Source organism: Enterovibrio gelatinilyticus (assembly GCF_028683095.1).
Taxonomy (GTDB): domain Bacteria; phylum Pseudomonadota; class Gammaproteobacteria; order Enterobacterales; family Vibrionaceae; genus Enterovibrio; species Enterovibrio gelatinilyticus.
In genome coordinates this window covers 69,207-95,134 of record NZ_JAJUBC010000019.1, presented here as the reverse complement: position 1 = coordinate 95,134, position 25,928 = coordinate 69,207, and the positions used below count along the sequence as shown (strand labels likewise).

20 protein-coding genes are annotated in these 25,928 nt (G+C 48.1%); 14 read left to right on the top strand and 6 right to left on the bottom strand.

What is annotated here, in order from left to right; all coding sequences use genetic code 11:
* Window position 1: 1 nt before the first annotated feature.
* The 4 genes from LRP50_RS16270 to LRP50_RS16255 form a co-directional block, all read right to left on the bottom strand.
* On the bottom strand, window positions 2-1,900 hold the full coding sequence (locus tag LRP50_RS16270; protein WP_274165516.1) for a (Fe-S)-binding protein: 1,899 nt from the start codon (window positions 1,898-1,900) through the stop codon (window positions 2-4).
* A 20-nt stretch (window positions 1,901-1,920) separates the two neighbouring features.
* Window positions 1,921-3,981 carry an NADH:flavin oxidoreductase gene (locus tag LRP50_RS16265; protein ID WP_274165515.1) on the bottom strand — a complete coding sequence of 687 codons (2,061 nt, stop codon included), beginning with the start codon at window positions 3,979-3,981 and terminating at the stop codon, window positions 1,921-1,923.
* A 126-nt stretch (window positions 3,982-4,107) separates the two neighbouring features.
* Window positions 4,108-4,638: a DUF5943 domain-containing protein gene (locus tag LRP50_RS16260; RefSeq protein ID WP_274165514.1), complete on the bottom strand. Its 531-nt coding sequence runs from the start codon at window positions 4,636-4,638 to the stop codon at window positions 4,108-4,110.
* Window positions 4,639-4,703: 65 nt separating this feature from the next.
* Window positions 4,704-5,693 (bottom strand): dipeptidase, encoded by a 990-nt coding sequence (locus LRP50_RS16255; protein WP_274165513.1) that lies wholly within the window; start codon window positions 5,691-5,693, stop codon window positions 4,704-4,706.
* 208 nt (window positions 5,694-5,901) lie between these two features.
* Here LRP50_RS16255 and LRP50_RS16250 point away from each other — a divergent pair, with 208 nt between their 5' ends.
* The gene (locus tag LRP50_RS16250; protein ID WP_274165512.1) at window positions 5,902-7,026 is read left to right on the top strand and encodes a M14 family metallopeptidase; all 1,125 of its coding nucleotides are present in this window, start codon (window positions 5,902-5,904) and stop codon (window positions 7,024-7,026) included.
* A gap of 117 nt (window positions 7,027-7,143) precedes the next feature.
* On the opposite strand, the gene LRP50_RS16245 is transcribed toward LRP50_RS16250, so the two are convergent.
* On the bottom strand, window positions 7,144-8,304 hold the full coding sequence (locus tag LRP50_RS16245) for a sterol desaturase family protein (RefSeq protein ID WP_274165511.1): 1,161 nt from the start codon (window positions 8,302-8,304) through the stop codon (window positions 7,144-7,146).
* 204 nt (window positions 8,305-8,508) lie between these two features.
* Window positions 8,509-10,197: a formate--tetrahydrofolate ligase gene (locus tag LRP50_RS16240; protein WP_274165530.1), complete on the bottom strand. Its 1,689-nt coding sequence runs from the start codon at window positions 10,195-10,197 to the stop codon at window positions 8,509-8,511.
* A 394-nt stretch (window positions 10,198-10,591) separates the two neighbouring features.
* Between LRP50_RS16240 and LRP50_RS16235 the strand changes: the two genes are divergently transcribed.
* The 13 genes from LRP50_RS16235 (at window position 10,592) to LRP50_RS16175 (ending at window position 25,924) form a co-directional block, all read left to right on the top strand.
* The gene (locus LRP50_RS16235) at window positions 10,592-11,233 is read left to right on the top strand and encodes an SGNH/GDSL hydrolase family protein (protein WP_274165510.1); all 642 of its coding nucleotides are present in this window, start codon (window positions 10,592-10,594) and stop codon (window positions 11,231-11,233) included.
* A gap of 84 nt (window positions 11,234-11,317) precedes the next feature.
* Complete coding sequence (locus tag LRP50_RS16230) at window positions 11,318-11,833, top strand: lipocalin family protein (RefSeq protein ID WP_274165509.1); 516 nt, start codon at window positions 11,318-11,320, stop codon at window positions 11,831-11,833.
* Window positions 11,834-12,033: 200 nt separating this feature from the next.
* Window positions 12,034-12,237 carry a hypothetical protein gene (locus LRP50_RS16225; protein WP_274165508.1) on the top strand — a complete coding sequence of 68 codons (204 nt, stop codon included), beginning with the start codon at window positions 12,034-12,036 and terminating at the stop codon, window positions 12,235-12,237.
* 264 nt (window positions 12,238-12,501) lie between these two features.
* A complete protein-coding gene (locus LRP50_RS16220) occupies window positions 12,502-13,377 on the top strand; it encodes a DMT family transporter (protein WP_274165507.1) in 876 nt (291 codons plus the stop codon).
* A gap of 308 nt (window positions 13,378-13,685) precedes the next feature.
* Entirely contained in the window at window positions 13,686-15,215 is a 1,530-nt protein-coding gene (yfcC, locus tag LRP50_RS16215) for a putative basic amino acid antiporter YfcC (RefSeq protein ID WP_274165506.1), read from the top strand.
* Window positions 15,216-15,312: 97 nt separating this feature from the next.
* A complete protein-coding gene (locus LRP50_RS16210; RefSeq protein ID WP_274165529.1) occupies window positions 15,313-16,329 on the top strand; it encodes a succinylglutamate desuccinylase/aspartoacylase family protein in 1,017 nt (338 codons plus the stop codon).
* Window positions 16,330-16,537: 208 nt separating this feature from the next.
* Window positions 16,538-18,040: an O-antigen ligase family protein gene (locus LRP50_RS16205; protein WP_274165505.1), complete on the top strand. Its 1,503-nt coding sequence runs from the start codon at window positions 16,538-16,540 to the stop codon at window positions 18,038-18,040.
* A gap of 245 nt (window positions 18,041-18,285) precedes the next feature.
* On the top strand, window positions 18,286-20,109 hold the full coding sequence (locus tag LRP50_RS16200; RefSeq protein ID WP_274165504.1) for a hybrid sensor histidine kinase/response regulator: 1,824 nt from the start codon (window positions 18,286-18,288) through the stop codon (window positions 20,107-20,109).
* A gap of 290 nt (window positions 20,110-20,399) precedes the next feature.
* The gene (locus tag LRP50_RS16195) at window positions 20,400-20,726 is read left to right on the top strand and encodes an STAS domain-containing protein (protein ID WP_274165503.1); all 327 of its coding nucleotides are present in this window, start codon (window positions 20,400-20,402) and stop codon (window positions 20,724-20,726) included.
* Between the two features lie 29 nt (window positions 20,727-20,755).
* A complete protein-coding gene (locus LRP50_RS16190) occupies window positions 20,756-21,565 on the top strand; it encodes an OmpA family protein (RefSeq protein ID WP_274165502.1) in 810 nt (269 codons plus the stop codon).
* The gene (locus tag LRP50_RS16185) at window positions 21,562-23,673 is read left to right on the top strand and encodes an SLBB domain-containing protein (protein WP_274165501.1); all 2,112 of its coding nucleotides are present in this window, start codon (window positions 21,562-21,564) and stop codon (window positions 23,671-23,673) included. Before LRP50_RS16190 ends, LRP50_RS16185 begins: the two co-directional genes overlap by 4 nt.
* A complete protein-coding gene (locus LRP50_RS16180) occupies window positions 23,673-24,380 on the top strand; it encodes a CpsD/CapB family tyrosine-protein kinase (protein ID WP_274165500.1) in 708 nt (235 codons plus the stop codon). The genes LRP50_RS16185 and LRP50_RS16180 overlap by 1 nt, the downstream gene beginning before the upstream one ends.
* A 2-nt stretch (window positions 24,381-24,382) precedes the next feature.
* Complete coding sequence (locus LRP50_RS16175) at window positions 24,383-25,924, top strand: SpoIIE family protein phosphatase (protein ID WP_274165499.1); 1,542 nt, start codon at window positions 24,383-24,385, stop codon at window positions 25,922-25,924.
* The last annotated feature ends 4 nt before the right edge of the window (window positions 25,925-25,928 follow it).

Here is a 25,928-nt window from a genome sequence, read left to right as displayed (position 1 = left end):
GTCACCCCGCCTTCTCAATGCGATCCAACAGCATCACTGCCACGTCTTTCACATCGGGTCGTGGCATCACCACACCCTCTAACATCACCGCACACTGTGGGCATGCGACAGCTACCAGATCCGCGCCTGTCTCTCGAGCATCGTCCATGCGCATATCGGCAATGCGGTGTTCACCGGGAATATCCGTGATTGGCGCACCGCCCCCGCCGCCGCAACAACGAGAGCGGAAACCAGAGCGCTCCATTTCATTGAGGGTAAAACCCATCGCCTGAAGCAGATATCTGGGTGCGTCGTAACCCCCGTTGTAACGTCCGAGATAACAAGGATCGTGATACGTCACGTCTTGAGGCTTGGCTTCAGAGAGTGTCAGTTTGTTGGCTTTCACCAATCCCGCAAGAAACTCGGTATGGTGCATGACCTGATAGTCGCCGCCAAAATCGCCATACTCGTTTTTCAGGACATGAAAGGCATGAGGGTCAGGTGTGACTATGGTGTCGAAGCTGTATTTATTGAGGGTCTTCACATTGGCGTTGGCGAGGCGCTGAAACGTTGCTTCGTCGCCTAATCGGCGCGCTAAATCACCGCTATCGAGCTCTTCGTTGCCCAAGATGGCAAAGTTCACATTGGCTTGACGAAGCAATGCCACCACAGCGCGAAGCGTTCTCTGATACGCCAAATCAAACGCACCGTCTCCCGCCCAAAGCAGTACATCAGCACGACCCACGTCTGACATGGCATCGAGCTTCAAATCAATCGACCAATTGGCGCGATTCGATGGAGAAAAACCGTTAGGGTTGTCCGTCGCTATCAAATTATCGAGCGAGTCCGAGCCTTTCCCTGCGGTTTCCCCCTTGGCTAACGTGAGATGACGGCGCATATCCACGATGGCATCGACGTGCTCAATCATCATTGGGCACTCTTCCACGCACGCGCGGCATGTCGTGCACGACCACACAGTGTCCGTCTCCAACAGGCTTTCGAACAAAGGCTTATCCGGCGCACCACATTTCGCTTCGTCAGATTTCCCTGTTTCTTCTCCAGGATAACCGCTGCCCGCATAGCTTGAGGTATCACCACCCGCCATGCCGACCACAAGATCTTGAATCAGTTTTTTGGGATTCAACGGTTGACCCGCAGCAAAGGCAGGGCAGACTTTTTCACAGCGCCCGCACTGCACACAGGCATCAAACCCTAACAGTTGATTCCAGTGGAAATCCGTCGCCATTTCAACGCCGAGTTTGCTTTCATTCAAATCTATGGGTTTAAGCCCTGTCGAGCGCCCACCAGCAAAGCGTTCTTGACGGCGATGGAAACCAAGATGCAGCGCACCCGCGAAGGCATGCTTCATCGGGCCACCCCATGTCATGCCAAATATCAGTTCTGTTAAACCGAGCAGCACTCCACCAATTAAAATGAAGGTAACAAGGATCGAGATATTGGCGATGCCAAGAAGCTGGATGAGGGAGATACACAAGCCTGAGATCGAAAAAACTAACAAGCTATACGGGAGGCGTTGCCACGCCCCTTTAGACAAGTTGGCTGGCGGATTTTCGCGGCGCTTTTTCACCTGATACGCGCCAACACTCATCACAGAGAAGGTCACCGTTAACAAGCCGTAAGTCAACGGTGAATCGCCGCCCAACACATACACCACGATCATAGCGAGCATGGAAGCTACAAAGCCGCCCGCCGTTGCTACGTGGGTATTGGCAAATTTTTTGTCGCGCGCCACCACATCATGCAAGTCATGAAGGTAGCGAGGAAGAATAGAAACAATGGCTTTAAAAAAGGGCACATGGTCAGGCTTACCCTGACGCCACATTTTAACTCTCCTCCCTGCGCCTATCGCAGCAAGCACGATCACAAGGAGAAGAAGAGGGCCAATTAGCGCTGTGGACATATCGCTCACCTCGCCAAATACTACAGGTCTTTACACAAACGCAGGGCGTCGTAAATCGCTGCGTGAATATTCCTCGGCGCGTTGCAATCACCTAGGCGATACAGCAAGTATCCGTCCCCTTGTTCGGAGAAAATAGGCTGAGGCTGTGCGGCAAAGAGCGCTTCGATGTCGATTTGCCCTTTATTGCGCGAACCGTCTTTGAACGCATAGTAAAGCGCTTCATCCGGCCTAACGCCGTTTTCAATCACCACTTGGTCTACAACGCGTTCTTCTTTCACACCCGTGTATTCATTTTCAAAGTGCGCGATGATAGCTTCACCTTCTTTATAAACCTTCTCTAACACCAGATCGGAGGTCATCACCACATCTCGGGTATACAGGCTTCGGTAGTAAGTAGGGAAACTGGTGCCCCCCACCGCGACACCTGGCTTGATGTCATCAGTAACAAGTTCAACGCGCGCCCCTTTGGCGGCGAGAAAATCTGCCACGGACATGCCACTGAATTCGCAAATGGTGTCATACACCACAACATTTTTGCCCGGTTCAACCGCGCCGCTTAGTAGATCCCAACTGCTGACGACCAAACCGTCTTCTGCGCCCCATTCAGCCATCTGATTCACAAATGGTTTACCGCCCACAGCAAGTAACACAACGTCAGCATTTTCTGCTGCAATCATGGTTTCATCTGCAGTCACATCGAATACCAGATTCACGCCAAGACGACGAAGTTCCAAATCAAACCAGCGAGTAATACCCGCAATTTGTTCGCGCTGTGGCGCTTGCGATGCAATGGTTATCTGCCCGCCCAGTTCGCTGTTTTTCTCGAACAGCGTCACTTGGTGTCCGCGCTCTGCACAAACACGTGCGGCTTCCATGCCCGCAGGGCCACCACCAACGATCACCACTTTACGAATGGGGCCGTCTGTTTTTTGGATGATATGCGGCATGGTTTGTTCGCGAGAGGTCGCAGCGTTTTGAATGCACAATACGTCAATACCTTGATACTGGCGGTCAATGCAGTAGTTCGCGCCAACACATTGGCGAATTTGATCTGTCTGTCCCAGTTTCACCTTGGCGATGAGGTGCGGGTCAGCAAGGTGCGCCCGAGTCATGCCCACAAAGTCGATCAAGCCACTTTCTAGTGCGCGCGCCGCTTGAACAGGATCTTTGATATTCTGCGCATGCATCACAGGTACATTGACCACGCTACGAATGCCTGCCGCTAAATGAATAAATGGCTCCGGCGGATAAGTCATGTTCGGAATCACGTTCGCGAGCGTGTTGTGGGTATCACATCCAGAACCCACGATGCTGAAGAAATCAATCATACCGAGGCTATCGTAGTAAGTAGCGATTTCTTTCATGTCGTCTTGATTCAGACCATCGGGATGAAACTCATCACCTGTCATACGGATACCAACCGCATAGTCAGGCCCGACTTCCTCGCGAACCGCTTTCAGAATTTCTACCCCAAAGCGCATGCGGTTTTCAAAGCTTCCACCCCATTCATCGGTGCGTTTATTGACGCGAGGGCTCCAAAACTGATCGACAAGATGTTGGTGCGCGAAAGAAAGCTCGACGCCGTCTAAACCGCCGTCTTTTGCGCGTTTGGTCGCTTTCGCGAAATCACCAATGATGCGCCAAATCTCTTCAGGTTCAATGGTTTTACAGGTGGCGCGGTGAACAGGTTCTCGAATGCCGCTCGGGCTCATCAATGACGGCCATTCGCCACCATCCCAACGGGATCGACGCCCCATGTGGGTAATTTGGATCATGATATGCGCGCCATGCTTGTGCATGGCATCAGCAAGATTTTGCAGATGAGGAACCACGTCGTCTGATGCCATGTTGACGGATTTCCACCAACCTTGCGGGCTATCAATCGACACAGGGCTTGAGCCACCACAGACACACAACCCAATGCCGCCTTTGGCTTTCTCTTCGTAATACTGGATATAGCGCTCAGTCGGCATGCCATTTTCCGTCGAATACACCTCGGCGTGGGCCGTACTGATCACGCGATTTCTGATCATCAGCTTGTTGATCGCAAGCGGTTGAAAAATGGCATCGAACTGAGACATTGCACTTCCTTATTATATTTTTCTGGGTCCTGCCGGATTTCTAAAAGAATCCGATGCAGTCAGGCTTTTTGCTCTTCCTAGGATCTAGAACCTGCTCTTCCTAGAGCCTATCTCTAGCCCCTATTTCTAAATAGGCTTCACCTCAAACACCCCAAAATCACAGCCTTCTTCAGAGCCGCTTTGCAATTGGACTGCTTGCGTTTTCAATGGGAACCCAACGCTTTCAGACACTTGGTCCATCGCGCCTGCAAACCACCCCGTGAACATGTAATCCACCTTGCGGTCATTTTTTCCGTAGTAATACACGAATGCGGAGTTCTCTAAGCGCACTCGTGCTGTGCCTTGGGACACATCAAGATGCTCAATAAAGAACTGTCCCCAGCCACGTTGTGAAAGTCGCTTCATGTAATGATCGAACACTTCAGCGCCCGAAATACCGTGAGTTTCGCCTTCTTGTTCGCACCAAAAGTAGGCCGATTTATAGCCTGCTTTGTAAAGCAAATCAGCATAGACATCCGCACCTAGCGCGTCTTCAACTGCCGCATGGTTGTTAATGAAAAAATGGCGCGGTACGTACAGCATGGGTAAACCATCTGTACTCCAAACGCCGGTTTCATCATCAACCTGTATCGGTAACTCTGGTGGATGGTGGCTCATGCATGCTTCCTTAAAATTTTTTCGTAATGTCGATATAAGCGCGATAAATACATAGAATGCGCAAGCTACTCGCCCCACACATCCTTCAATACGTTGACCCAGTTTCCACCCATGATTTTCTGCACTTTCTCAGGCGACCAACCGTTATCAAGTAACGCTGCTGTCAGGTTTGGAAAATCACCGACGGTGCGCATACCTTTCGGGTTGATGATTTCTCCAAATCGTGTGAGTCGTCGGGCATACCCTTTATCGTGAGTGATCCACTCGAAGAAGGCTTGATCGTGACCTTGTGTAAAGTCCGTACCGATGCCCACACAATCTTCACCCACGATATTGACGATGTAATCGATGGCTTCGACGTAATCTTCAATGGTGGAGTTGATGCCATTTTTCAAAAATGGAGCGAACATGGTGACGCCCACGAAACCGCCGTGGTCAGCAATGAATTTCAGCTCTTCATCAGATTTGTTTCGAGGGTGATCTTTCAATCCAAGCGGCAGACAGTGGGAGTAGCAGACAGGCTTTTTGGATTCTAAAATGACTTCTTCGGAGGTTTTTGGCCCGACGTGGGAAAGATCGCACATCATGCCGACACGGTTCATCTCCGCAACCACTTCACGCCCGTAGCCTGATAGTCCGCCGTCACGTTCATAACAACCCGTTCCCACCAGGTTTTGGGTGTTGTATGCCATTTGAGCAATCCCAACACCGAGCTTTTTGAAAATCTCGATATAGCCAAGCTGATCTTCAAACGCGTGAACATTTTGAAAACCGAGCATGATGCCAGTTTTGCCTTCTTGCTTAGCGCGCAGAATATCTTGGGTGGAATGAACGGGACGAATGAGGTCGCTGTTCTCACTCATCAGTTGGTTGAATTCGACAATATTATCAATGGTAGATTGGAAATCTTCCCAAACCGACACGGTGCAGTTCGCGGCGGTTAACCCGCCTTTTGCCATGTCCTCAAAGAGTGCCCTATCCCACTTGGCAATAATAAGCCCGTCAATGATGATGGAATCGCGGTGCAATGCTGCGGCAGGATTGTTGTCAGACATGTAGGTTTCCTTGTGGGTCTTTTTCCTTTTGTATGTCTTTCACGTTAACCAACAAGCTTCAAATTCGGCGATGCGAATGCGACAACCTATAACGGGTTTGCGTCAGGGGTAAAATAGACTCCGAAAAGTCCGCATCTGATTGCAGGTTTAGCCCATTGAAATTTGTGATAGTCTTAATGACTGTTTTCTCAAAAACACCACATTAAACATGAAAATATTCAGCAATTTCGAAAGCGGTAACATCCACGTCGTTAGCGCGAAAACGCCTAGCGATATTCAGCTCACTATCCCTGCGGATAACCAAACTGACTGCTCACAGTGGTTTCATTTCCGTTTGGAAAGCACATCGCCTGAGCTGCACCAATTTACGATTTCTAACTTGGCAAAATCTGCCTACACCGCAGGGTGGAAAGACTACGATGTGGTCGCGTCTTACGACCGCAACGAGTGGTTCCGCATTCCAGCAGAGTTCGATGGTGATAACCTACGTTTCTCCGTGATCCCTGAAAGCGGTTCAATGTATTTCGCCTACTTCGCGCCTTACTCTTACGACCGTCACCAAGACCTTCTGCACAGCGCACAAACGCATTACGCGTGTCAGCTTGAAACGCTAGGCGCAACCTTGGATGGCAATGACATCAGCTTGTTGACCATTGGTGAGCCAGCGGAAGGTAAAAAGAACATTTGGATCATTGGTCGTCAGCACCCTGGCGAAACCATGGCTGAATGGCTGATTGAAGGCCTACTGCTTCGTCTGCTGGATGAAACCGATACCGTGGGCAAAACGCTGATCGACAACGCCGTGATCCGCGTTGTGCCAAACATGAACCCAGATGGCAGCATTCGTGGGCATCTTCGCCACAACGCCATTGGCGTGAACCTAAACCGTGAATGGCAAACCCCATCAGTCGAACGCAGCCCTGAAGTTTTCTACGTGCGTGAACGCATGCTAGAGACTGGCGTTGACATGTTCTTAGACATTCACGGTGACGAAGCCATTCCATACAACTTTGTTGCGGGCAGCGAAGGTATTCCTTCTTACAACGAAGAGATGGCAGCGCTTGAGAATCACTTCAAACAAGCACTGCTAACCATCACCCCTGAATTCCAAGATGAGTTTGGTTACCCGAAAGACGAGCCAGGCAAAGCTAACCTGACCGTGGGTTCGAACTGGGTAGCAGAGCAGTTTAAATGCCTGTCTTACACCGTCGAGATGCCGTTTAAAGATCACATCAGCCATGCTGATGCGCTGTATGGCTGGTCTCCAGCGCGTAGTGCGGCATTTGGTCATGACATGCTTGCGGCCATTTTGGCAACGCACAGCAAGCTGTAATTACGCTATACGCGTTACGCATATGACGCAAAAAGCCCAAACCAAATGGTTTGGGCTTTTTTATGGGTCACGCTCTTTCGGTTTGGTTGACCTGTATTGACGGTTCACTCACGAGGTTTACTCTTGAGGCTTACGCTTTTTCCATACCGTAATCGGGTACATGATTTGCCCCAAAATGCTCTTTGGCAGCGGCTTGGTCGTGCCGTACTCCGCGGGCCAATGTTTACCCGGCATGTGCATGGTGCCGAACAGCCAATCAAACACCACCAAATGCGCGCTGTAGTTGGTATCAATCGCCGGTTTTTCCGAGCTGTGATGCCAATGGTGGAATTGCGGTGTCACGAAGATATATTTCAATACGCCAAAGTGAAGACGAGTATTGCAGTGAATCAGCACCGCTTGCAAGGCAGCAAAAGCCACGTAAGCATTCAGCGCCGCCTCTGAAGGGCCAAGCAGATACAGCGGTACCATGACCATGGCTCGCTCAGAAAAGATTTGCAGAAAATGACCACGAGACCCTGCCAACCAATCCAAGTTTTCCACCGAATGATGCACCGCATGCACAGGCCACAACGCTTTCACTTCATGGAATAAACGATGCTCCCAGTACAACACGAAATCAGCGGCGATAAGAATCAACGTAAACTGGACAATCACAGGTAGCGATTGAATGGTTTCCTGAAACGAAGGACTGACCGCCCAGCTAAAGTGGCTGACATGGTAGTTGGCGTAAATCAGAATCGCTGAAATGGCGAGGTGGTTGAAGCAGAAATACAGGAAATCCGTCTCCCACTCTTTGCGCAAAATCACCTGATTTTTGTACTTGGGTAACAGCTTTTCTAGCGTGACAAAAATGGCAGCAGAACCCAGAAACGCCAAAATCAGCCAGTCTACACCCAATGACAACGCCACGGGTTCAACTGGCCCCACCGGCACTGTGTATCCGCCTAACGCAAAAGCGATCAAAGTAAGAGAAATTCCTACGCAGCCTAAGCGGCGGCACTTTTTCAATAGGTGAGTCATCGCACCGAAAAACAAGGAGAAATACATGCCGTACTTCAACACATGTTGCAAGCTTTCCGCATCGTAGGTTTTACGCAGTTCAGTGGTCGTGAGGTAAGAAGGAAACAAATACGCTAACACAGCAAGCAGTGACAAGGCCCCCAGCATCACCGAAAGGTAACCACTAATTTTTCCGTCACCAACGCGAAACTGGCGCTGAGTGTCTAACTCGACCTGACGTTTCTGATAAGGATATGAAGGATCTTGCTTTGCCATGTGACCGTCCTTGAGTATTGTATTGCCGTTCGTTGATCATACAGTTGATGTACAGAGACTACGGCACTCACAGATGGACGTTAAGCCAATATTGCGAAGTAACAAAAAGCGCCACCTAAGGTGGCGCTATATAGCACTCATTTTCTCTTCTTTTCTCTTCGATCTTTTCAATCGATCTTTTCAATCGCTGCTTTCAGTATGCAGTTAAAAGAGCCCAACAATATCTCCTTGGTCATCCAAGGAAATACTGAGTGCCGCTGGCTTTCTAGGCAAACCCGGCATGGTCATCACATCACCACAAATCGCCACAACAAAACCTGCACCTGCCATTAAACGAAGCTCACGCACTGGCAATATATGATCTGTTGGCGCACCAAGTAAGTGAGGATCAGATGAAAAACTATAAGGCGTCTTCGCAATACAAACCGGTAGTTCACCAAATCCTAACTGATGGATTTCATCCAATTGTTTTTGCGCGGCAATGTTAAATTGCACATCGCTCGCGCCATACAAGCGCGTTGCGATAGTCCGGATTTTTTCGTCGATAGGCATCGCATCGTCATACAGATGCGTCACCTCTGGCGAGCCTGCATCCAAGATGGCTTTTACACCTTCCGCCAAGGCCTTCGCCCCTTCACCACCTTCTGCCCAATGATTGGCTTCTTCAACGCCAGCGCCCAATGACAAACAAACTTCTTTGATCGCTGCCAACTCTTCCGGTGTATCGGTTGGGAATCGATTAATGGCTACCAATGGGTTTAGCCCAAACTGCTGCATGTTTTGAATGTGGCGTTTAAGATTGTCCGAGCCCGCTTTTACGGCATCGACATTGGCAGCATCGAGATCATTTTTCGCCACTCCACCCTGCATTTTCAACGCTCTAACAGTACATACCAGCACCGCAGCATCTGGTTTTAAGCCTGACAGGCGACACTTAATGTCGATAAATTTCTCTGCGCCAAGATCAGCACCAAAGCCTGCCTCTGTCACGACCACATCGGTTAAGCCCAATGCCGTGCGCGTTGCCATCACAGAGTTACAGCCGTGGGCAATGTTGGCAAATGGGCCGCCATGGATCAACGCTGGGTTGTGTTCCAGTGTTTGGATTAAGTTCGGTTGAATCGCTTCTTTCAACAGAACTGTCATTGCGCCATCCGCACCGAGTTCACGAGCGGTGACAGTTTTATTGTCGCGATCGCGTCCAATTATGATATTGCCTAGGCGGCGCTGGAGATCTTTTCGATCATCCGCCAAACAAAGGATCGCCATGATTTCTGAGGCCACGGTAATATCAAAACCTGATTCACGCGGCTGACCATGCGCTGGACCGCCTAATCCAATCAAGGTGTTACGAAGCGCGCGATCGTTCATGTCCATTACGCGACGCCATGAAATACGACGAGAATCCAAATTCAGCTCGTTACCCCAGTGAATGTGATTGTCTATCAACGCGGCAAGCAAATTGTGTGCAGAAGTAATGGCATGAAAATCCCCTGTAAAGTGCAGGTTCAAATCTTCCATCGGGATCGCTTGTGCGCGACCACCACCCGCAGCCCCACCTTTCACACCAAAACACGGACCAAGAGATGGCTCACGCAGACACACACTTGTACTGATACCAATGGCATTCAGTGCATCGGTCAAGCCAATACTGGTGGTCGTCTTGCCTTCTCCCGCAGGAGTCGGTGTGATCGCGGTAACCAGTACCAGTTTGCCTTGCGGTTTACTCGCGTCAAGCTGCGCCAAATCGAGCTTAGCTTTGTAGTGTCCATAAGGGATCAGTGCGTGCGCAGCCACACCAAGTTTGCGCTGAGCGACTTCAAAAATCGGCCAAGGTTTGACGGCACGCGCGATTTCAATGTCCGGCGAGCCCGGAGGAGGTAACACTGTCATAGTTGATTCTGCCAGTACTTCGTTATTGTCATTATTGGTCATTTATACTCGAATCTGTACTCGAACTTCTTGTGAGTATGGGCTGTTTGCCTCGACTTGATATTCTTCATTTGCGACACTTTTTATTCTTTTTACTCACTCTTCGCTAGGATTTCGAAAGTTCCCGCCATCCAATATCAACGAAAGCAGGTATTTCTCTGGCAGTATTTTTTGAGGGCTCAAGTAGACCTTAAGCGGCAGCAAAATGGCTTGATACGGGTCAATGAAGCACCAAGGACAATGTCATTTATTCAACAATTCCCTTGGGTTGAACGTTAGGAGTTGAATATTTTCCCTCGAAGATATCTACTCAAGAGAAAGAGCAATACCCATCGACCAACACGGAGGACACACAATGCCGCGGATTTTATGCTTTGGTGATTCAAACACATGGGGATACAACCCTTCAAATGGCGAACGCTGGCCAGAAGGTGTTCGCTGGACATCTCGCCTTAAAACACATTTGAATGATCCAGTTGCAGACTCGGTTGCTTGGGAAGTGATGGAGGAAGGGCTAAATGGACGCACCACCATGTGGAAAGATCCTTTAAAGCCTTATCGAGACGGTAGCGCTGCGTTACCCATGTTATTACTCACTCATCGTCCTCTTGATTGGGTGGTTATCACACTCGGAACAAACGATCTCAAATCGCTCTACCCATCAGAACCCGCATGGATTGCGGAAGGTATTCGAAAACTGATTGGTCAAGTTCGTGCGTGTGACAACGCAGGACACAGGTCACCTCGTATTCTCGTTGTCTCTCCCGCACCAATGCATGACGACAATAAATGGAAAACCGGATTTACCAATGGTCGCCAAAAGTCTCTGCAACTGGCGAGTTTCTTTTCCGCTGTCGCGAAAGAGGAAGGTTGTCACTTTGTCGATGCAGCAGAAGCCTGCGAAGCCTCTCCCATTGATGGTTTACACATGGATGAGCAAGGTCACTCAGCTCTTGCCATTTTGCTCAACCAAACGCTGCGGAGCCTGCAAGGTTAAGCAAAATAGTGTGCTAGCGTCTGATCGTCGTCGCTTGCTGACGCGTAACGACTTACATTATCGATAACAATAAGCAGAACCCGGATGATTCGTCGTATATTCATTGCACTTTCTTTGTTGCTGTTAACAGCGTGCCAATCAATTCCTGAAGGCGTCACACCGGTGACAGAATTCGATGAGCAACGCTATCTTGGAAAATGGTACGAAATCGCCCGCCTAGACCACAGCTTTGAGCGCGATTTAAGCAATGTCACAGCAGAGTATTCTCTGCGCGAAGATGGCGGTATTCGCGTACTGAACCGCGGCTATAAAGCAGAAGATAAAGAATGGTCTGAGGCCGAAGGCCGTGCCTATTTTGTGGGTACTCGCGACACTGCGCACCTTGAAGTCTCCTTCTTTGGCCCTTTCTTTTCGTCGTATGTGGTTTTTGAATTGGGCGAGGAATACGACTATGCGTTCGTTTCTGGTTACAACACAGACTATTTATGGCTGCTCGCACGCACGCCCACGGTCTCTGATCAAGTGATGGCTGATTTCTTAGCCTTGGCAGAAGAAAAAGGCTTTAACTTCAACGAAATAATTTTCCCCGTCCAACAATGATTTTTGCGTGCATTCAGCGCGCTTTCACTTTTGTCTAAATAGCCTGATTATGATTAATTCAGGTTGTTTGGGCACATATTGAACGCAAGTCCCGAATTTTGCTTAATTTTCCCGCAAACACTGCTGCCTTAAAATAAACCACTAAACTTTGTCGTGGGTTTTTGCTTTAATGCCTTCGAATTAACAAAATAATCAATAATATGCCAATAACAACTGATACCCCTCAAATGCGAGAAACATTGTCTCGCTTAAATCAAGACGCTATTGCTTCTATCGATAGCGATGGCGACTGCAAGATCAAAGTGAGCGATCTTTCAACACTGCTCACCGCTTATAAAATTGAGCTCAACAAAAATCGCAGCTTAAAAAGAACGATAGCGAAAAACGCTCAGAACGCGGCGTAAATAACATTACTAGCGTTTTAGATCCCACGCTGACCTTCATTTTGTGCGAAAAGCGGGCTATCCAGCCCGCCTCTGAGTCAGACTCAAAGCCACACCTAACGTTTTTATATCTACAATCCTGCTCGATACTATTCCCATTCTTCATCTAGCCCGATGAATCCGTTCAATAACCTTGACCAAACTTAGGTTGTGGTGCTCACCGAGTTGCGCTCTAATTCCCCACTACGCAAAAGCACACATTTTATCGCCAAGGATTGCTCCCCCATGCTAAAAAAAGCCATACCCTTTATTTTCGTTCTGCTCTGGAGTACGGGCTTTGTCGGGGCAAAATTCGGACTTATTGATTCTAATGCCGCCACGTTTCTGCTGATCCGCATGGCACTGAATGTTTTGGTATTCATCGCAATTCTGCTGGTAATGAAACCGGTGATGCCAAAAGGCATGCAAATTGTTCATGCACTCGCATCAGGGATATTAATCCACGGATTTTATCTAGGAGGTGTATTTGCCGCCATTGACCATGGCATGCCAGCTGGCCTTTCATCTTTGTTAGTTGGGCTTCAACCCATTCTCACTGCGGTGATCGTCGTGAACACTTCTTCAGAGAGGCTCAATACCGCGCAATGGCTAGGACTCGCTGCCGGGATTATCGGTATTGCTTTTGTGGTTCAAGGAAAAATGAGTTGGGGAATCGATGCACAACCACTTTATGCTTACTTGTTTGTTGGCTCAGCCCTCCTTGGTATTACATTCGGGACTCTTTATCAAAAACACTTCTGTCAGGGGATGAATTTGGTGGCCTCTGCCATGTGGCAATATGTTGCGGCAACCATGGTGTTCTTACCGATTGTTTGGCTGATTGTGGGTGTGCAAGTGACATGGACACTGACCTTTTCCCTCACCATGCTATGGTCAGTACTTGTGCTGTCGGTAGTGGCGGTTTTGTTGTATCTCTACATGGTTGATCAAGGTGCAGCGTCAAAGGTTACGTCTTACATTTATCTGGTTCCGCCATTAGCCGCATTGCAAGGTTGGCTGTTTTTCGACGAAGCTTTTTCTGGTGCCACATTAATTGGCTTCGCATGTTGCGCGATGGCGGTGTATTTGGTGATGAAAGCGCCGAAATTATCGCTACGCTAATCTCTCATCAAGCTGAGATTATCATTCTACAAACAAAGGCTGCGTATCTATTCAATCGCAGCCTTTTTGATTTCACCTACCCATCGCCTTGTTGCAAGCTCCATAGCACTTCATTTTCCCATTTGGATTCACCTCCTCTTCCTTCAATGCCACACCCATTTCCTGCTTAATTTGTAGTCAGTCATTTCGTCTGGTATTTGAGCAATAATAAGTATTCATCAATTACCTACCCTCACCACATTAAATTAATTGACTTTTTATTCGTTTTTAACGACATTTTATGCCCCTTTCATATTGAGAATGATGGAATGTCTCAAACACACGTTCAAACCCAAGATGAGGTGGCAGGCCAAAAGAAATGGCAAATGCCTGACACCCTGATTTTGATTTTCATTGTGGGCCTTCTCGCTGCCGCTATGACTTACTTGATCCCTGTTGGTCAATTCGATAGCCAACAAGTTTCTTTCATGGTCGATGGCGCTGAAAAAAGCCGCACCGTCATCAACCCTGAATCTTTCCGTTTAGTCACTGATGAAAACGGCGACGTGGTTTACAACCAAGTCCAGTTTTTCGCGTCTGGCGGCGGCATTGGCTTGATGAACTTCCCATTTGAAGGTCTGGTATCAGGTTCCAAATGGGGTTCGGCGATTGGCGTGATCATGTTCATGCTGATCATCGGTGGTGCGTTTGGCGTGGTGATGCGCACAGGTACCATTGATAACGGCATTTTGAAGCTTATCGACAAGACCAAAGGCAGTGAAGCGCTGTTTATTCCAGTGTTGTTTTCACTGTTCTCACTCGGCGGCGCCGTGTTCGGTATGGGTGAAGAAGCGGTTGCGTTTGCCATTATTATCGCGCCTTTGATGGTTCGCCTTGGCTACGACGGTATTACCACAGTGATGGTGACCTACGTAGCGACACAAGTCGGTTTCGCCACCTCATGGATGAACCCATTTTCAGTGGCAATTGCACAAGGTATTGCTGGGGTTCCTGTTCTATCTGGCATGACATTCCGCATGGTGATGTGGGCAGCATTTACCCTCATTGGTATCGGCTTTACCATGATGTACGCCTCCAAAATCAAAGCCAATCCGCAAGCATCTTACAGCTTTGCCTCTGATGCTTACCTGAAAGACAAAGCGCAAGAAGAGAATGAAGCACGCTGGGGGTTTGGTGACACGCTGGTCATTCTAACCGTGCTGGCCACTACCATTTGGGTAGTGTGGGGTGTGGTCGCTCATGCTTGGTACATTCCAGAGATTGCTTCTCAGTTCTTTACCATGGGCTTTGTGGTGGCAATTATCGCCATGCTGTTCAAACTCAACAATATGACAGCAAATGATGTCGCCGATGCCTTTAAAGAAGGTGCGGGCATCATGCTGGCGCCTGCCCTATTGGTCGGTTTCGCGAAAGGCGTATTGCTGTTACTGGGTGGCGGCTCTGAAGACCCAAGCGTGCTAAACACAATCTTGCACAATGCAGGCAGTGCTATTAGTGAGCTTCCTTCTGCTGCTGCAGCTTGGTTGATGTACGTATTCCAATCTGTGTTTAACTTCTTCGTGACTTCGGGATCAGGTCAGGCGGCTCTCACCATGCCGTTGTTGGCTCCGCTTTCTGATATTGCAGGCGTGTCTCGCCAAGTGGCCGTATTGGCGTTCCAATTGGGCGATGGCTTCACCAACATCATCGTACCGACGTCGGCATCTTTGATGGCAACATTGGGTGTTTGTCGCATTGATTGGGGCAACTGGGCCAAGTTCGTGTGGCGCTTTATGCTGTTGCTTTTTGTCATTGCAAGTGTCACGGTAGTAGGCGCGCACATGATGGGCTTTGCCTAAGTCAGCACCGCACTGAAGTAAAATGAGCACACTAAAAAGGCGAGATGATTATCTCGCCTTTTTTCAAATCGAATGTTATCTCGAACCACATAGAAGTATGGCGACACGCAGTATGACAACAATCATTGAAGGTAATCAAATCGACGGGCTGGCGGTGATCAGCGCATTGGATGTGACCACACTGGAAGCTGGGCAACACAAGTTCTGGTTTCGCGCTGCTACGAATGCGCTGGCGCAATCGCAACACCTGCCAGTTTGGGTATTCAAAGGTCAAAAAGCCGGTAAGAAAATCGTTATCACCGCTGGCGTGCATGGCGATGAGTACAACGGCGTATTAACAGCACAAGCCATAGCACGCTCGCTACAAGATCAAGATATCGCAGGGTGTATAACCATCATCCCAACGGTGAACCTTACAGGCATGCTTAACCACAGTCGTGACTTCTTTTCTGCCGACCCTGATGTGTCTTGTGGCAACCTCAACCGTCACTTCCCTGGTAACGCCAACGGCAACGAACCTCAGCGGTATTTGTACACGATATGGCACAAGCTACTCATGCCCAATGCAGAGTTAGCCATAGATCTTCATACCCAAACATCAGGCACGGCATATCCCTTATATGCGTTTGCAGATTATCGCCTTGATGATGCCCTTCAAATGGCACGTTTGATGAACCCTGATGCGATTTTGGATGACCCCGGCGATCCTGGGATACTTGAAACGGTGTGGAATCAAAACCACATCCCAAGCATTACTGTTGAAATTGGAGTAGGGCGTTACACCGACACAGCGATGATTGCGCGTACAGTCACTGGCGCGATGAACATTTTCAAACACTATGACGTGATCGATGGGATGCCTGAACCTATCGAAAAAGCCATTGAAAGCGCTCGTGTCACCACACTAAAAGCCGTTCAAGGTGGTTTCATTTTACCGCAAGTTTCACTGTTACAACATGTAGAAACAGACCAACTCTTAGCGATTCAATACGATAGCTTCGGTGAAGAAGTGCATCACTACCGAGCACCTGAGTCAGCGGTGGTATTGAGCATTAATGTGGAATCCATGCGTGCGGCAGGCTCCATGACCATTCGATTGATTCATCCCGAATAGCGCATGATAAGTGACGGAAGACAGTTTGCTGCTCTTTTGTCGAATTGACATGCAAATTAGGAAAACCGTGTATGGACATGCGCGGTTTTCTTTTATCCATCTTAAAAAAAGCCACTAATATATTGATAAATTAGCGTTAATTTTCTAGACAGCTCATGGCACGCACTTTGCTCTACCATAAAGTAATCAGAGTATAAGAGTGCTGTTAATGCAACTACTTCGCTGGATAAGCGATCAGCAAAACATGCTGCTAGTGCGGCTCAGAACCCATTTCGTTCACGCGACTGCGTTATTTGTCGCGCTGACGTGTGTGGTATGGCTGATCATTCCGCACCCCATTATCCCGTTAGTTGTCGGTCTACTTCCCTTAGCACTGCTGATCACCCTTTCACAACCTGTCCTGCTTGGACTCCTATTTATCGCTTTCTCGTTTTTTCGCCTTCACGAAGCCTTTGCCCCTTTGTATTCCTTGAAGATTCCTCTCATGTTGTCTTTAGGCACTCTTACAACGTTAGCGTGGCATATTGGACTGAGCGGCAAAATCAAAATGTTCCACAGCAAAGAGCTCAACAGTTTTTATGTCTTCTTGGCACTCGTCACCATCGGCATTCCTCTTTCAGGTAATACGGGTGAAGCGTTTGCTTACTACAAGAACATCTACATCAAAATCGGCATCATGACGCCAGCACTTGCTTGGTTATTGTGCCATGAAAGACACTATCGAAATGCGTTGATTATGATTGTCGCATCTGGCTTATCCGTTGCCATGGTGACCATTTTCAACAAGGTGAATGGCATTGGCATGGTGGAAGAAACGCGCGTCACCGTGGGTCGAGAATTGGGTTCGGTATTGGGCGATCCTAATGATTTGGCGCTTGTGCTTTTGTTCCCTTTTTCATTTGCAGTGAGTATCACCATCACGTCAGGTTTGCCCAAAAAAGCCCGCTTTATTGGCTTAGTGACTGCCATTGCGCTGTTCGTTGCCATTATTGGCACACAAAGCCGAGGTGGCATACTCGGCATACTCTCAGCGTTAGGCACAATTGGTTGGCGTCGCGTTAAGTCCAAAGCCTTGTTGTTCGGCGTCGGCGGCCTATTGTGCTTAATATTGTTTATGGTCGCGGGTATCAGTGGACGTAAGTCTGGTGGTGCCGCAGAAGATGGGTTGGATGAGTCAGCAAAAGGGCGCTTATATGCTTGGGAAGCGGCCTTTTTCATGGCTGTCGACAACCCTTTCTCGGGCGTTGGGCTAAATAATTTTTACTTTAATTACTTCTATTACTCGCCACATTGGGATGGACTAAACCATGCGGTTCACAGTACATGGTTTGGCGTACTGGGTGAAACAGGTTTCTTGGGTCTTGCCGCTTTCTTAACCATGACGTTCATTGTGTTCCGGTCAGCGCAAAAAACCGTCCAAATAGTAACGAGTAATCCCCAAGCATATCCCCCAGTAGTGCGCTGTATTTCAGAAGGTTTGTTCTCAGGCATGATTGCGTTTTGTGTGTCAGGCACCTTCCTTACACAAGGTTTCACTTGGCCTATCTATATTTTGCTTTCATTGACCGCTTCCGTCGCCCATTACGTCAAAGTGAACGAAGCGGCATTGGCGGCGAAGAACCACTGCAATTCTGACGAACAATCAGAAGGTGACGCTAACAGTGACAAAGCGCCTGAGCCCAGCCCTAATAGTAACGCCAGTTCCCGCTAGCCAACATCAGATAAAACATCCCCCTGTTCCTTACCTCGTGCTACACAACTCGCTCCATCAGCCGTGTTGAACTATAAGCGTCAGTTTCTGGCAGGTTGGCAAGCTAAGTGCATAGATAACAAACAACGGCTGTAACGCACTAAAAAGTCTTTCAGCTAGCTGAAATTCTCATTATGACATTCATCTTCACCGTCATATTGAGAGCGAAAATGAAACTAAACCATCACGCCAAAGGAGGAAATGGCATGAAGAACGTATCACTTTGGGTGAAATACATTGTGTCTGTCATCGTGCTTACCGCAGGGATCAGCTACCTCGCAGGAAATGCCGCCAGGCAGATAGAGCGCAACTATCTTGAAAGCCGGATGGACATGCAAATTCGTGCGAACTTCTCTGCGTTAATCTCTGCATTGTCAGAAGATATAACAACGCAAGAATCAGGGATCTTGAATCAGAAGTTACAGTTAATGGCTAAACACTATCCCGACCTTTGCTACGTCTCCATCGTCACCAACGACGGTTTAGAAATAGGGCAATGGGGTGACAAGCCACACGACAACAACCCAATGGCATTGAACTTCGTCAATCCCGTCAGCATCGACGATAAGCACATAGGACTCATGCAAATATCTATGAGCAAAAAACAAATGCTTCAAGATATCGCACTGCATGGTCAGCAAATTCGTTACTTTTCAGCCGCGGCGGTTTTAATTCTCAGCACACTGGTTGTCGTTGTCTCTCATTTCCTCGTGTTCAGGCCATTAGCGCGTGTTTCCCGCCGATTGCAAAGCCTGTCAAACAGTCATGATCATCAAGCCTCTACTTACAACGAGATGACGCGTTTACATCTCTGTGTCGACGAGTTGGACAAACATATTCAAGAGCAACAACAGCGAGAGCTTGAGCTTAGTGAGGCCAGAGAAGCCGCTGAGGCTGCCAATATTGCCAAATCCCAGTTTATTGCCACCATGAGCCATGAAATTAGAACCCCGATGAATGCGATTCTGGGCGCAGTAGACATACTAAAAGAAGAAACATTGCCGCCACATTGCAAGGTACTAACCACTATGGCGGATGATTCAGCTAACCTGCTGCTAAACCAACTAAACGATATTTTGGATTACTCCAAATTGGATATTGGTTCACTCGATGTAAGACGCGAAGAATTTGATGTGGCTGAATTGGGCGAGCATGTACTTTCAATGTTTGAGAAAAATGCCGCGGCAAAAAACATTTCGTTAATTTTTGATGAACGATTAAACCATCGCATCATCGCAGATACTGACAAAGGCAAGCTCTCTCAAGTACTCACCAATATTATCGGAAATGCCCTCAAGTTCACGCAAGAAGGCGAAATAGAATTAACCATGAGCCATGCCTACCCTTCAGGCTTAAAACTGCAAATTTGTGATTCAGGAATAGGTATCGCACCCATCGACCAAGAAGCCATATTCGAACCTTTCACCCAGAAAGACCCCACATTCTCTCGAACCTATGGGGGGGTAGGAATGGGACTTGCCATCTCTAAGCGTCTTGTAGAATTGCTTGGTGGCGAGTTGGTGCTTGAAAGTCGGGTAAATGTTGGCAGTGAATTCACTATTACTTTGCCTTGTGACATGCAATACCCAGAGCAGTCTTCTATCAAAGAGATACCGAAGAAAGTGTTCAAGACAGAAAAGCCCGGCAATATTCTGTTGGTTGAAGACAACCCCGCCAATCAACTCGTTGCTCGTACCATGCTGGAGAGTGCCGGATTTATCGTCTCCACGGCGTGTAATGGACAAGAAGCCATCGATGCTATCGAGAATTCACATTATGAGCTGATTCTGATGGACCTACAGATGCCTGAAATGGATGGTTTTACCGCGTGTGAGACGATTCGTCATCTCAACGAACAAGGGCGAACTATGCCCATACTCGCCATGACTGCAAACGTAACCGCTCACGATAGAAATAAATGTAGGCAGGTTGGTATGGACGATTTTCTGGCCAAGCCCGTCAACAAACACACAATGATCGAAGCGATAACTAACTGGATGGGACGAAAACATATCAGTTTCAACGCATAACGCAGATTTTTGCCTCAAGCCCAAGTCGCTTTTTGAAGAAACCCCACTATCTTTAATAGTGGACGAGTGGTTCATTATTGATACAAGCGAAATCAATCTCTTACCATTAGATAGCGCGAAAGTGAATATACGAGAAACACTGCTGAGGTGTTTCTCATATTCATTGTCAGAATGAGAAACTGCCTGTCCACTCATGAAGATAAAACCATATTTCATTGTTTTATATGAATATATTTACTTGGCATAGATTTCGCTTGGTACAGATAGTCATACAGGAGAGGCACTACATCATGCAAATCGAACGCATTGAACAATCTAACGATTCTCTGCTCATCCTCATCCATGGCGATATGGATGCACAAGGATGCAGTGAGCTTCAACCTGAATTAGATGAACTGGTGAACGTAGAATCGCTCACAGACATTACCCTCAACCTTGGTCAAGTAGACTTCCTCGACAGCTCGGGCATCGGCGCCATCGTATTTCTCTTCAAAAGACTCAAAGCAAATGGCAAAACGTTAGCACTCACCCATGTACATGGCCAACCTCTTGAAATCATCAACTTATTACGTATCAACAGTGCGATATCTGTAGAGACTGCACCAAACGCGAGTTAAACGGAATTCTACCCAGTAGGGGAATTGTCATGAGAAAACTCTCAACGCTCATCGTCATCACTGCACTGAGTTCAGGCTGTTCGATGTTTCCCGATGACGGCCAGGGCGGTATGGCTGAGCACCATTATTCTGCACTCTCTCCTGTATTAGCCGATCAACCTATCGGTCCAGAACATGGCTTACGGTTTGAATGGGAGTTATCAGCACGTCACTTAGATGTTTTGGTGTTAGAAGGTGCTGAACTGTGTTTTCCAGCCACTGTCTATCAAGCACGCCGTATGCAGGCTCGCATTGTACGAGAGTTGCATGGCGGACTAGAGTTTGATGCAGCTAACGACCTGATTATTCAACGTGCAGCACTCGAAAGATTGGAAAAACAGTTAGATGCCGTCGTTAAAAGTGGGGCTTGCACGCCAAATGGTACGGGCCAATATGCCTCTGCCTCGCAACTTGCTGAAGAGATCTATGCCCTACTGAATATCGACAACCAATTCGCATTCAACTCCCCCGAAGTTAACCCCAAATACATGGGCCACTTAGCGGAAGCCGCTCACTTGTTACGCGACTTACCCCAATATTCCCTGCACATCACTGGACACACAGACTCAATTGGCAATCAGAGAGCCAACAAGGCGCTTTCCCTTGCGCGAGCAAACCAAGTAAAACGATATTTACAGATATTCGGCATTGCTCCTTCTCGCCTCACTGTCGCTGCTGTCGGTTCAACTGACCCTCTTTTTGACGGCAGTGAACCACAAGAGCGCTTGGTGAATCGGCGCGTATCCATTGAATTGATTGAAGTACCGACGCGCCCTCTCTCGCAAGGAGCCGTCAAATGAAGCATGCACTGACTCTCATCCTGCTTTCGGCGTTAATTTTTGCCAATGCGGTAAAAGCGCAGTCGGAAGAATATCGCGTACAAATCGGCGATTTGGTAGCAATTATGTTACCTGGTGAGGTCATGCTGAACAAAGAATTCCAAATTGACCGCCAAGGACGTTTGTCCCTCCCCGAAGTGGGCATGGTTCAAGCCGCAGGGATGACAGAAGAAGTACTGGCTAGCGCTGTTAAAGATACCCTCAGTGAAGTCATCCGCGACCTCTCATCGCTACAAGTTTATGTTAGTAAACGCCAACTCATCGTTACCATCCAAGGTTACGTAGCGGAACCTGGTGAGTTTACCCTGCCCAACGAAGCGTCCATTCAAATGGCACTCTATGCGGCGGGTGGGCTCCGTCCAGGCGCTCAACTCGATAAGTTTCAGTTACGACGGGGCGACGAAGTACGCACCTTTGACTACAAAAAATTTCTCGACTCAGGGAATGACAGCCTGTTACCGACCTTGAACTCATTAGATACCTTATTTATCCCAGCGTCGCCCATGATTGGCAACGTTGAACAGAGCTTCGACCCTTCAAAACTCGCCGATTCTGGGGATGCCGCTGAAGACAGAAAAGCCATCAAAGTATTTGGCGAGGTAATACGTCCAGGCAGTTTCTCCGCCAAGGAAGAGAACAACTTGGTCGACTTGCTCATGCGGTCTGGGGGAGTGACACGCTTCGCAGCCGTCGAACAGATCCGCGTTATTTCTAAGAGCGAGCCACGTATCTTTAACCTCAAGCAATATTTGGACTCAGGCGATGAAGGCCTATTGCCAAACATTGTTGAAGGTTCAACCATTTTTGTTCCTAAGCAAGAGGAAGAAATTAAAACCGGTTCTAACACTGTCTATGTGATGGGGGAAGTCGCCAAACCTGGCGCTTATGAAAGTAAAGAAGAAGCTACATTTATTGATATTCTTGCCAATGCAGGCGGGCCAACCCGTTTTGCGGAAAGTCGCCAGATCCGAATTATCAGAGCCAATGGAGACACCGTAGGGTTTGACCTGACCCTCTTCTCAGAAGGCAAACTATCAGGACCTCTGCCACTCGTCGCTCCCGGAGATGCGATTTTTGTTCCCGAAAAACTCGACCTCAACGAGAAGTCATGGCTAAAAGTTTCACCAGACAGAGCCGTTCGCGTGTTCGGCGAAGTCGTAAGACCCAGCCGTATTGAGTGGTCTTCTGAAATGTCACTCCTTGATTTGCTGGCTCACGTTGGCGGGCCAACCTCTCGCGCAGACACCAGTAAAATCGAAATCGTGACGCCAGTAACTGCCAATAGATCAAAAGTCTATACATTCAACCTCGACACCTTCATTCGTGATGGCTTGGCTGACACAGAATTACCCCCGATTAAAGCGGGTTCAACCGTTCGCGTTCATGACTTACCTGATGATCCAGTTGATAACAAAGCCAAATGGATTCGACAAAGTTCAGACACATCGATTTATGTTTTTGGCCAAGTCGGCGCTCCGGGTCGTTACAAATTTACCGAAGAAATGCACTTTCTCGATATTCTTTCTGCCGCTGATGGTCCAACCGCTCAGGCAGATTTACACAATATTCGCATCACACACCTTGATGGCAATGTTGCTCGAGTCAGTAAACTGAATTTGGCACTCTTCTTTGAAACTGGCGATTCAACCCTCTTGCCTGAGGTCAATATTGGCGACACCATCTACATACCAGAAAAAGACCGAAATTGGCTCGATCTGTCAAAAGAAAACACCATTCGCGTGCTAGGAGCTGTGAATAAACCTGGGCGCTACACTTTTGATGATCACATGACAATTCTCGATCTTCTCGCAGAGGCTGGCGGCCCAAGTAACAACGCCTATATCGAGCGAATTACCGTAGTCAATGTGTCCTGCTGCCGAGATCAAGCAAAAACCTTCAACTTATCTGAATTTAGCCGCACTGCGCGATTCCAAGACCTTCCTGTATTGCGTGTGGGTGACACGGTTTACGTGCCCACGAAAGAAGAAAGTACTGCAGAAAAAATTCGTCAAGGGATCACTGATATCTTCCAACTGGCAGGGATTGCCGCACTGATAGGATTACTCTAATGAATATTCCTCCGTGGAACGTAGAAGTAGAGCGGATTTACTTTCAGGTTGTCCGCAACAATTACAAAACCCTAGCGTTGACAGCGACAGAGTCAGGGGAAGGTGTCACATCACTCGCGAGCGCCATCGCACACCGCTCTTTGCTGGCCGGTAAGTCCACCTTGGTCGTGGACTTGAACCTCTATCATCCGAGCCTTGAAAGTCAGGGGATGACTGTCACGACCTATGACAATCACCAACTTCCAAGCCCTGAACTCGTCGGTGTCACAGGCGACAACACATACTTCACAGGAATCATTGCCCCTTCGAAGCGAGAGACCATCATGGAGTTGCGCCGTCCAGGCTCATTGGAAGAATATGTGAAACAATGGCACGAGGACTTTGATCTGATCATTTTTGACACGTCACCCATCTCACGACTCAATGCGAACAACATACCGCCTGAGCGTGTTGCCGCGGCTGCGGATGGAACGATCATGGTCGTTATGACAGGGCAAACCACCGAAGCGCAAGCATCAGAATCTGTTAAAAAGCTCAACGATGCGGGTGCACACATCCTTGGCTGTGTACTAAATGATAAAAACAACCCTTCACTAAAAGTCGAAATTTTGCGCGAAATAGGCCGTATTTCGAAACGTATGCCATGGCTCGCAGGCCGACTCAGAAAAGCCATTTTAAAAAGCCATTTATTGTCATTGGAGATCTAATTATGGTGATGGTAATCAATCTCCAATATCGTCCTGCTACATTAAAAACCGCAAGCGAAGCCAGAAAGGAAATCAGCGCAACGCTAAAAGTACGGGGAGTTAGCGACCATCTTTCGAACAATATTCAACTGTGCTTCTCTGAGGCTGCAGCGAATTTGGTGAACCATACAAATCCAAAACCTACCTATATAAACGTGGAATTAGAATGCCAAGATGGATATTGGTTATTGCACCTATCAGATGACGGACAAAGCTGGAATCCAGCACTGCCAAATCGCGTTCAAACCTTGGATACATTCGAGGAAAAAGAGGGTGGACGAGGGTTGGCGCTCATTCAGAGCCTTACCGATGACATGGAATACACAAAACGCACAACCTTCGGTGCCAATAAGCTCACCCTAAAGTGGAAAATTCAACAAATTTCCACCAAACCTAGCGTGCTCATCGTTGAAGATGATGACAGCCAACGACGTTTGTTTAGTGCATATCTATCCGAACATTATCGTGTTTTTGAAGCAGAGAATGGCGAGAAAGCTCTCGAGTTTCTGCTGCATAACACTGTCGATCTGGTGATTTCGGACATCCGAATGCCCGGGATGGATGGCTTAAGCCTAAAAAAAGCGCTTCACAATGAAACCAACACACTACTGACTCCATTCATCTTTTTAACGTATTCAGATAACCCTGAAACAAGAAGCAATGCACTGGGTCTTGGCATTGATGATTACATAGTAAAACCTGTTTCAAAATCCGCTCTGACTCAAAGCGTACAACGTGTTTTAAACCGTTCAGACCAAATCTATCGCCAGTTAACAGACAAAATCAATCAACGTATTACCAGCGCACTAACGCCTTCTTTACCCAGCACATCCCATGGGTGGAACATGTCAATCGCGAGCCGTAACACCGGCATTGGCGGTGGAGATTTGGTTCTACACCGCGATACCCCCGATTTTTTGATGGTCAATCTTGCTGACGTCATGGGACATGATGTCGCTGCCAAATTTTTCTCGTACGCCTATGGCGGTTATCTACGCGGCCTTATGTACCAAGTTGAAGCGGAGAAAAATCCCTGCGCTACGCTACTCAATCGCTTGTCTGATTGCGCACTGGAAGACAATTTACTGTCACAAGTCATCCTGACTTGCTGCTCCATGGCTTTGTTTGATGATGGCACCATTCAAATCGCGAGTGCAGGCCACCCCGCCCCCTTTAAAGTCTCAGAAAATCTCGTAGAGCCGCTTAATATTGGTGGCATCTTGCCGGGCGTGCTTTACGGCGCGGAATATGACGTACTCACCACAACACTCAAGCTTGGAGAACGAATCGCGATATATACCGATGGCTTATTCGAAGCGGCGGAAGACAATGAAGCCCGCCAACTTCTCACTGACAAAGTGATGGAAGCCTTAAGTGATACACGTGAATTGCCCTTGCAAGAAGCCACCGAAACCATCATGTCATCATTTGAACATTATGGAGAGCGACACAAAGATGACGCGACACTAATTCTGCTTGAACTCTGTGCTCGGGAAAGAGAATAAGCCA

Bases quoted from the DNA above. Each gene is read 5' to 3' on its own strand.
- LRP50_RS16260 (WP_274165514.1), bottom strand. From the start codon at position 4,638: ATGAGCCACCATCCACCAGAGTTACCGATACAGGTTGATGATGAAACC.
- LRP50_RS16230 (WP_274165509.1), top strand. From the start codon at position 11,318: ATGATTCGTCGTATATTCATTGCACTTTCTTTGTTGCTGTTAACAGCG.
- yfcC (WP_274165506.1), top strand. From the start codon at position 13,686: ATGTCTCAAACACACGTTCAAACCCAAGATGAGGTGGCAGGCCAAAAG.
- LRP50_RS16245 (WP_274165511.1), bottom strand. From the start codon at position 8,304: ATGGCAAAGCAAGATCCTTCATATCCTTATCAGAAACGTCAGGTCGAG.
- LRP50_RS16210 (WP_274165529.1), top strand. From the start codon at position 15,313: ATGGCGACACGCAGTATGACAACAATCATTGAAGGTAATCAAATCGAC.
- LRP50_RS16240 (WP_274165530.1), bottom strand. From the start codon at position 10,197: ATGACAGTGTTACCTCCTCCGGGCTCGCCGGACATTGAAATCGCGCGT.
- LRP50_RS16220 (WP_274165507.1), top strand. From the start codon at position 12,502: ATGCTAAAAAAAGCCATACCCTTTATTTTCGTTCTGCTCTGGAGTACG.
- LRP50_RS16235 (WP_274165510.1), top strand. From the start codon at position 10,592: ATGCCGCGGATTTTATGCTTTGGTGATTCAAACACATGGGGATACAAC.
- LRP50_RS16190 (WP_274165502.1), top strand. From the start codon at position 20,756: ATGAGAAAACTCTCAACGCTCATCGTCATCACTGCACTGAGTTCAGGC.
- LRP50_RS16255 (WP_274165513.1), bottom strand. From the start codon at position 5,693: ATGTCTGACAACAATCCTGCCGCAGCATTGCACCGCGATTCCATCATC.
- LRP50_RS16225 (WP_274165508.1), top strand. From the start codon at position 12,034: ATGCCAATAACAACTGATACCCCTCAAATGCGAGAAACATTGTCTCGC.
- LRP50_RS16185 (WP_274165501.1), top strand. From the start codon at position 21,562: ATGAAGCATGCACTGACTCTCATCCTGCTTTCGGCGTTAATTTTTGCC.
- LRP50_RS16180 (WP_274165500.1), top strand. From the start codon at position 23,673: ATGAATATTCCTCCGTGGAACGTAGAAGTAGAGCGGATTTACTTTCAG.
- LRP50_RS16205 (WP_274165505.1), top strand. From the start codon at position 16,538: ATGCAACTACTTCGCTGGATAAGCGATCAGCAAAACATGCTGCTAGTG.
- LRP50_RS16250 (WP_274165512.1), top strand. From the start codon at position 5,902: ATGAAAATATTCAGCAATTTCGAAAGCGGTAACATCCACGTCGTTAGC.
- LRP50_RS16270 (WP_274165516.1), bottom strand. From the start codon at position 1,900: ATGTCCACAGCGCTAATTGGCCCTCTTCTTCTCCTTGTGATCGTGCTT.
- LRP50_RS16265 (WP_274165515.1), bottom strand. From the start codon at position 3,981: ATGTCTCAGTTCGATGCCATTTTTCAACCGCTTGCGATCAACAAGCTG.
- LRP50_RS16200 (WP_274165504.1), top strand. From the start codon at position 18,286: ATGAAGAACGTATCACTTTGGGTGAAATACATTGTGTCTGTCATCGTG.
- LRP50_RS16175 (WP_274165499.1), top strand. From the start codon at position 24,383: ATGGTGATGGTAATCAATCTCCAATATCGTCCTGCTACATTAAAAACC.
- LRP50_RS16195 (WP_274165503.1), top strand. From the start codon at position 20,400: ATGCAAATCGAACGCATTGAACAATCTAACGATTCTCTGCTCATCCTC.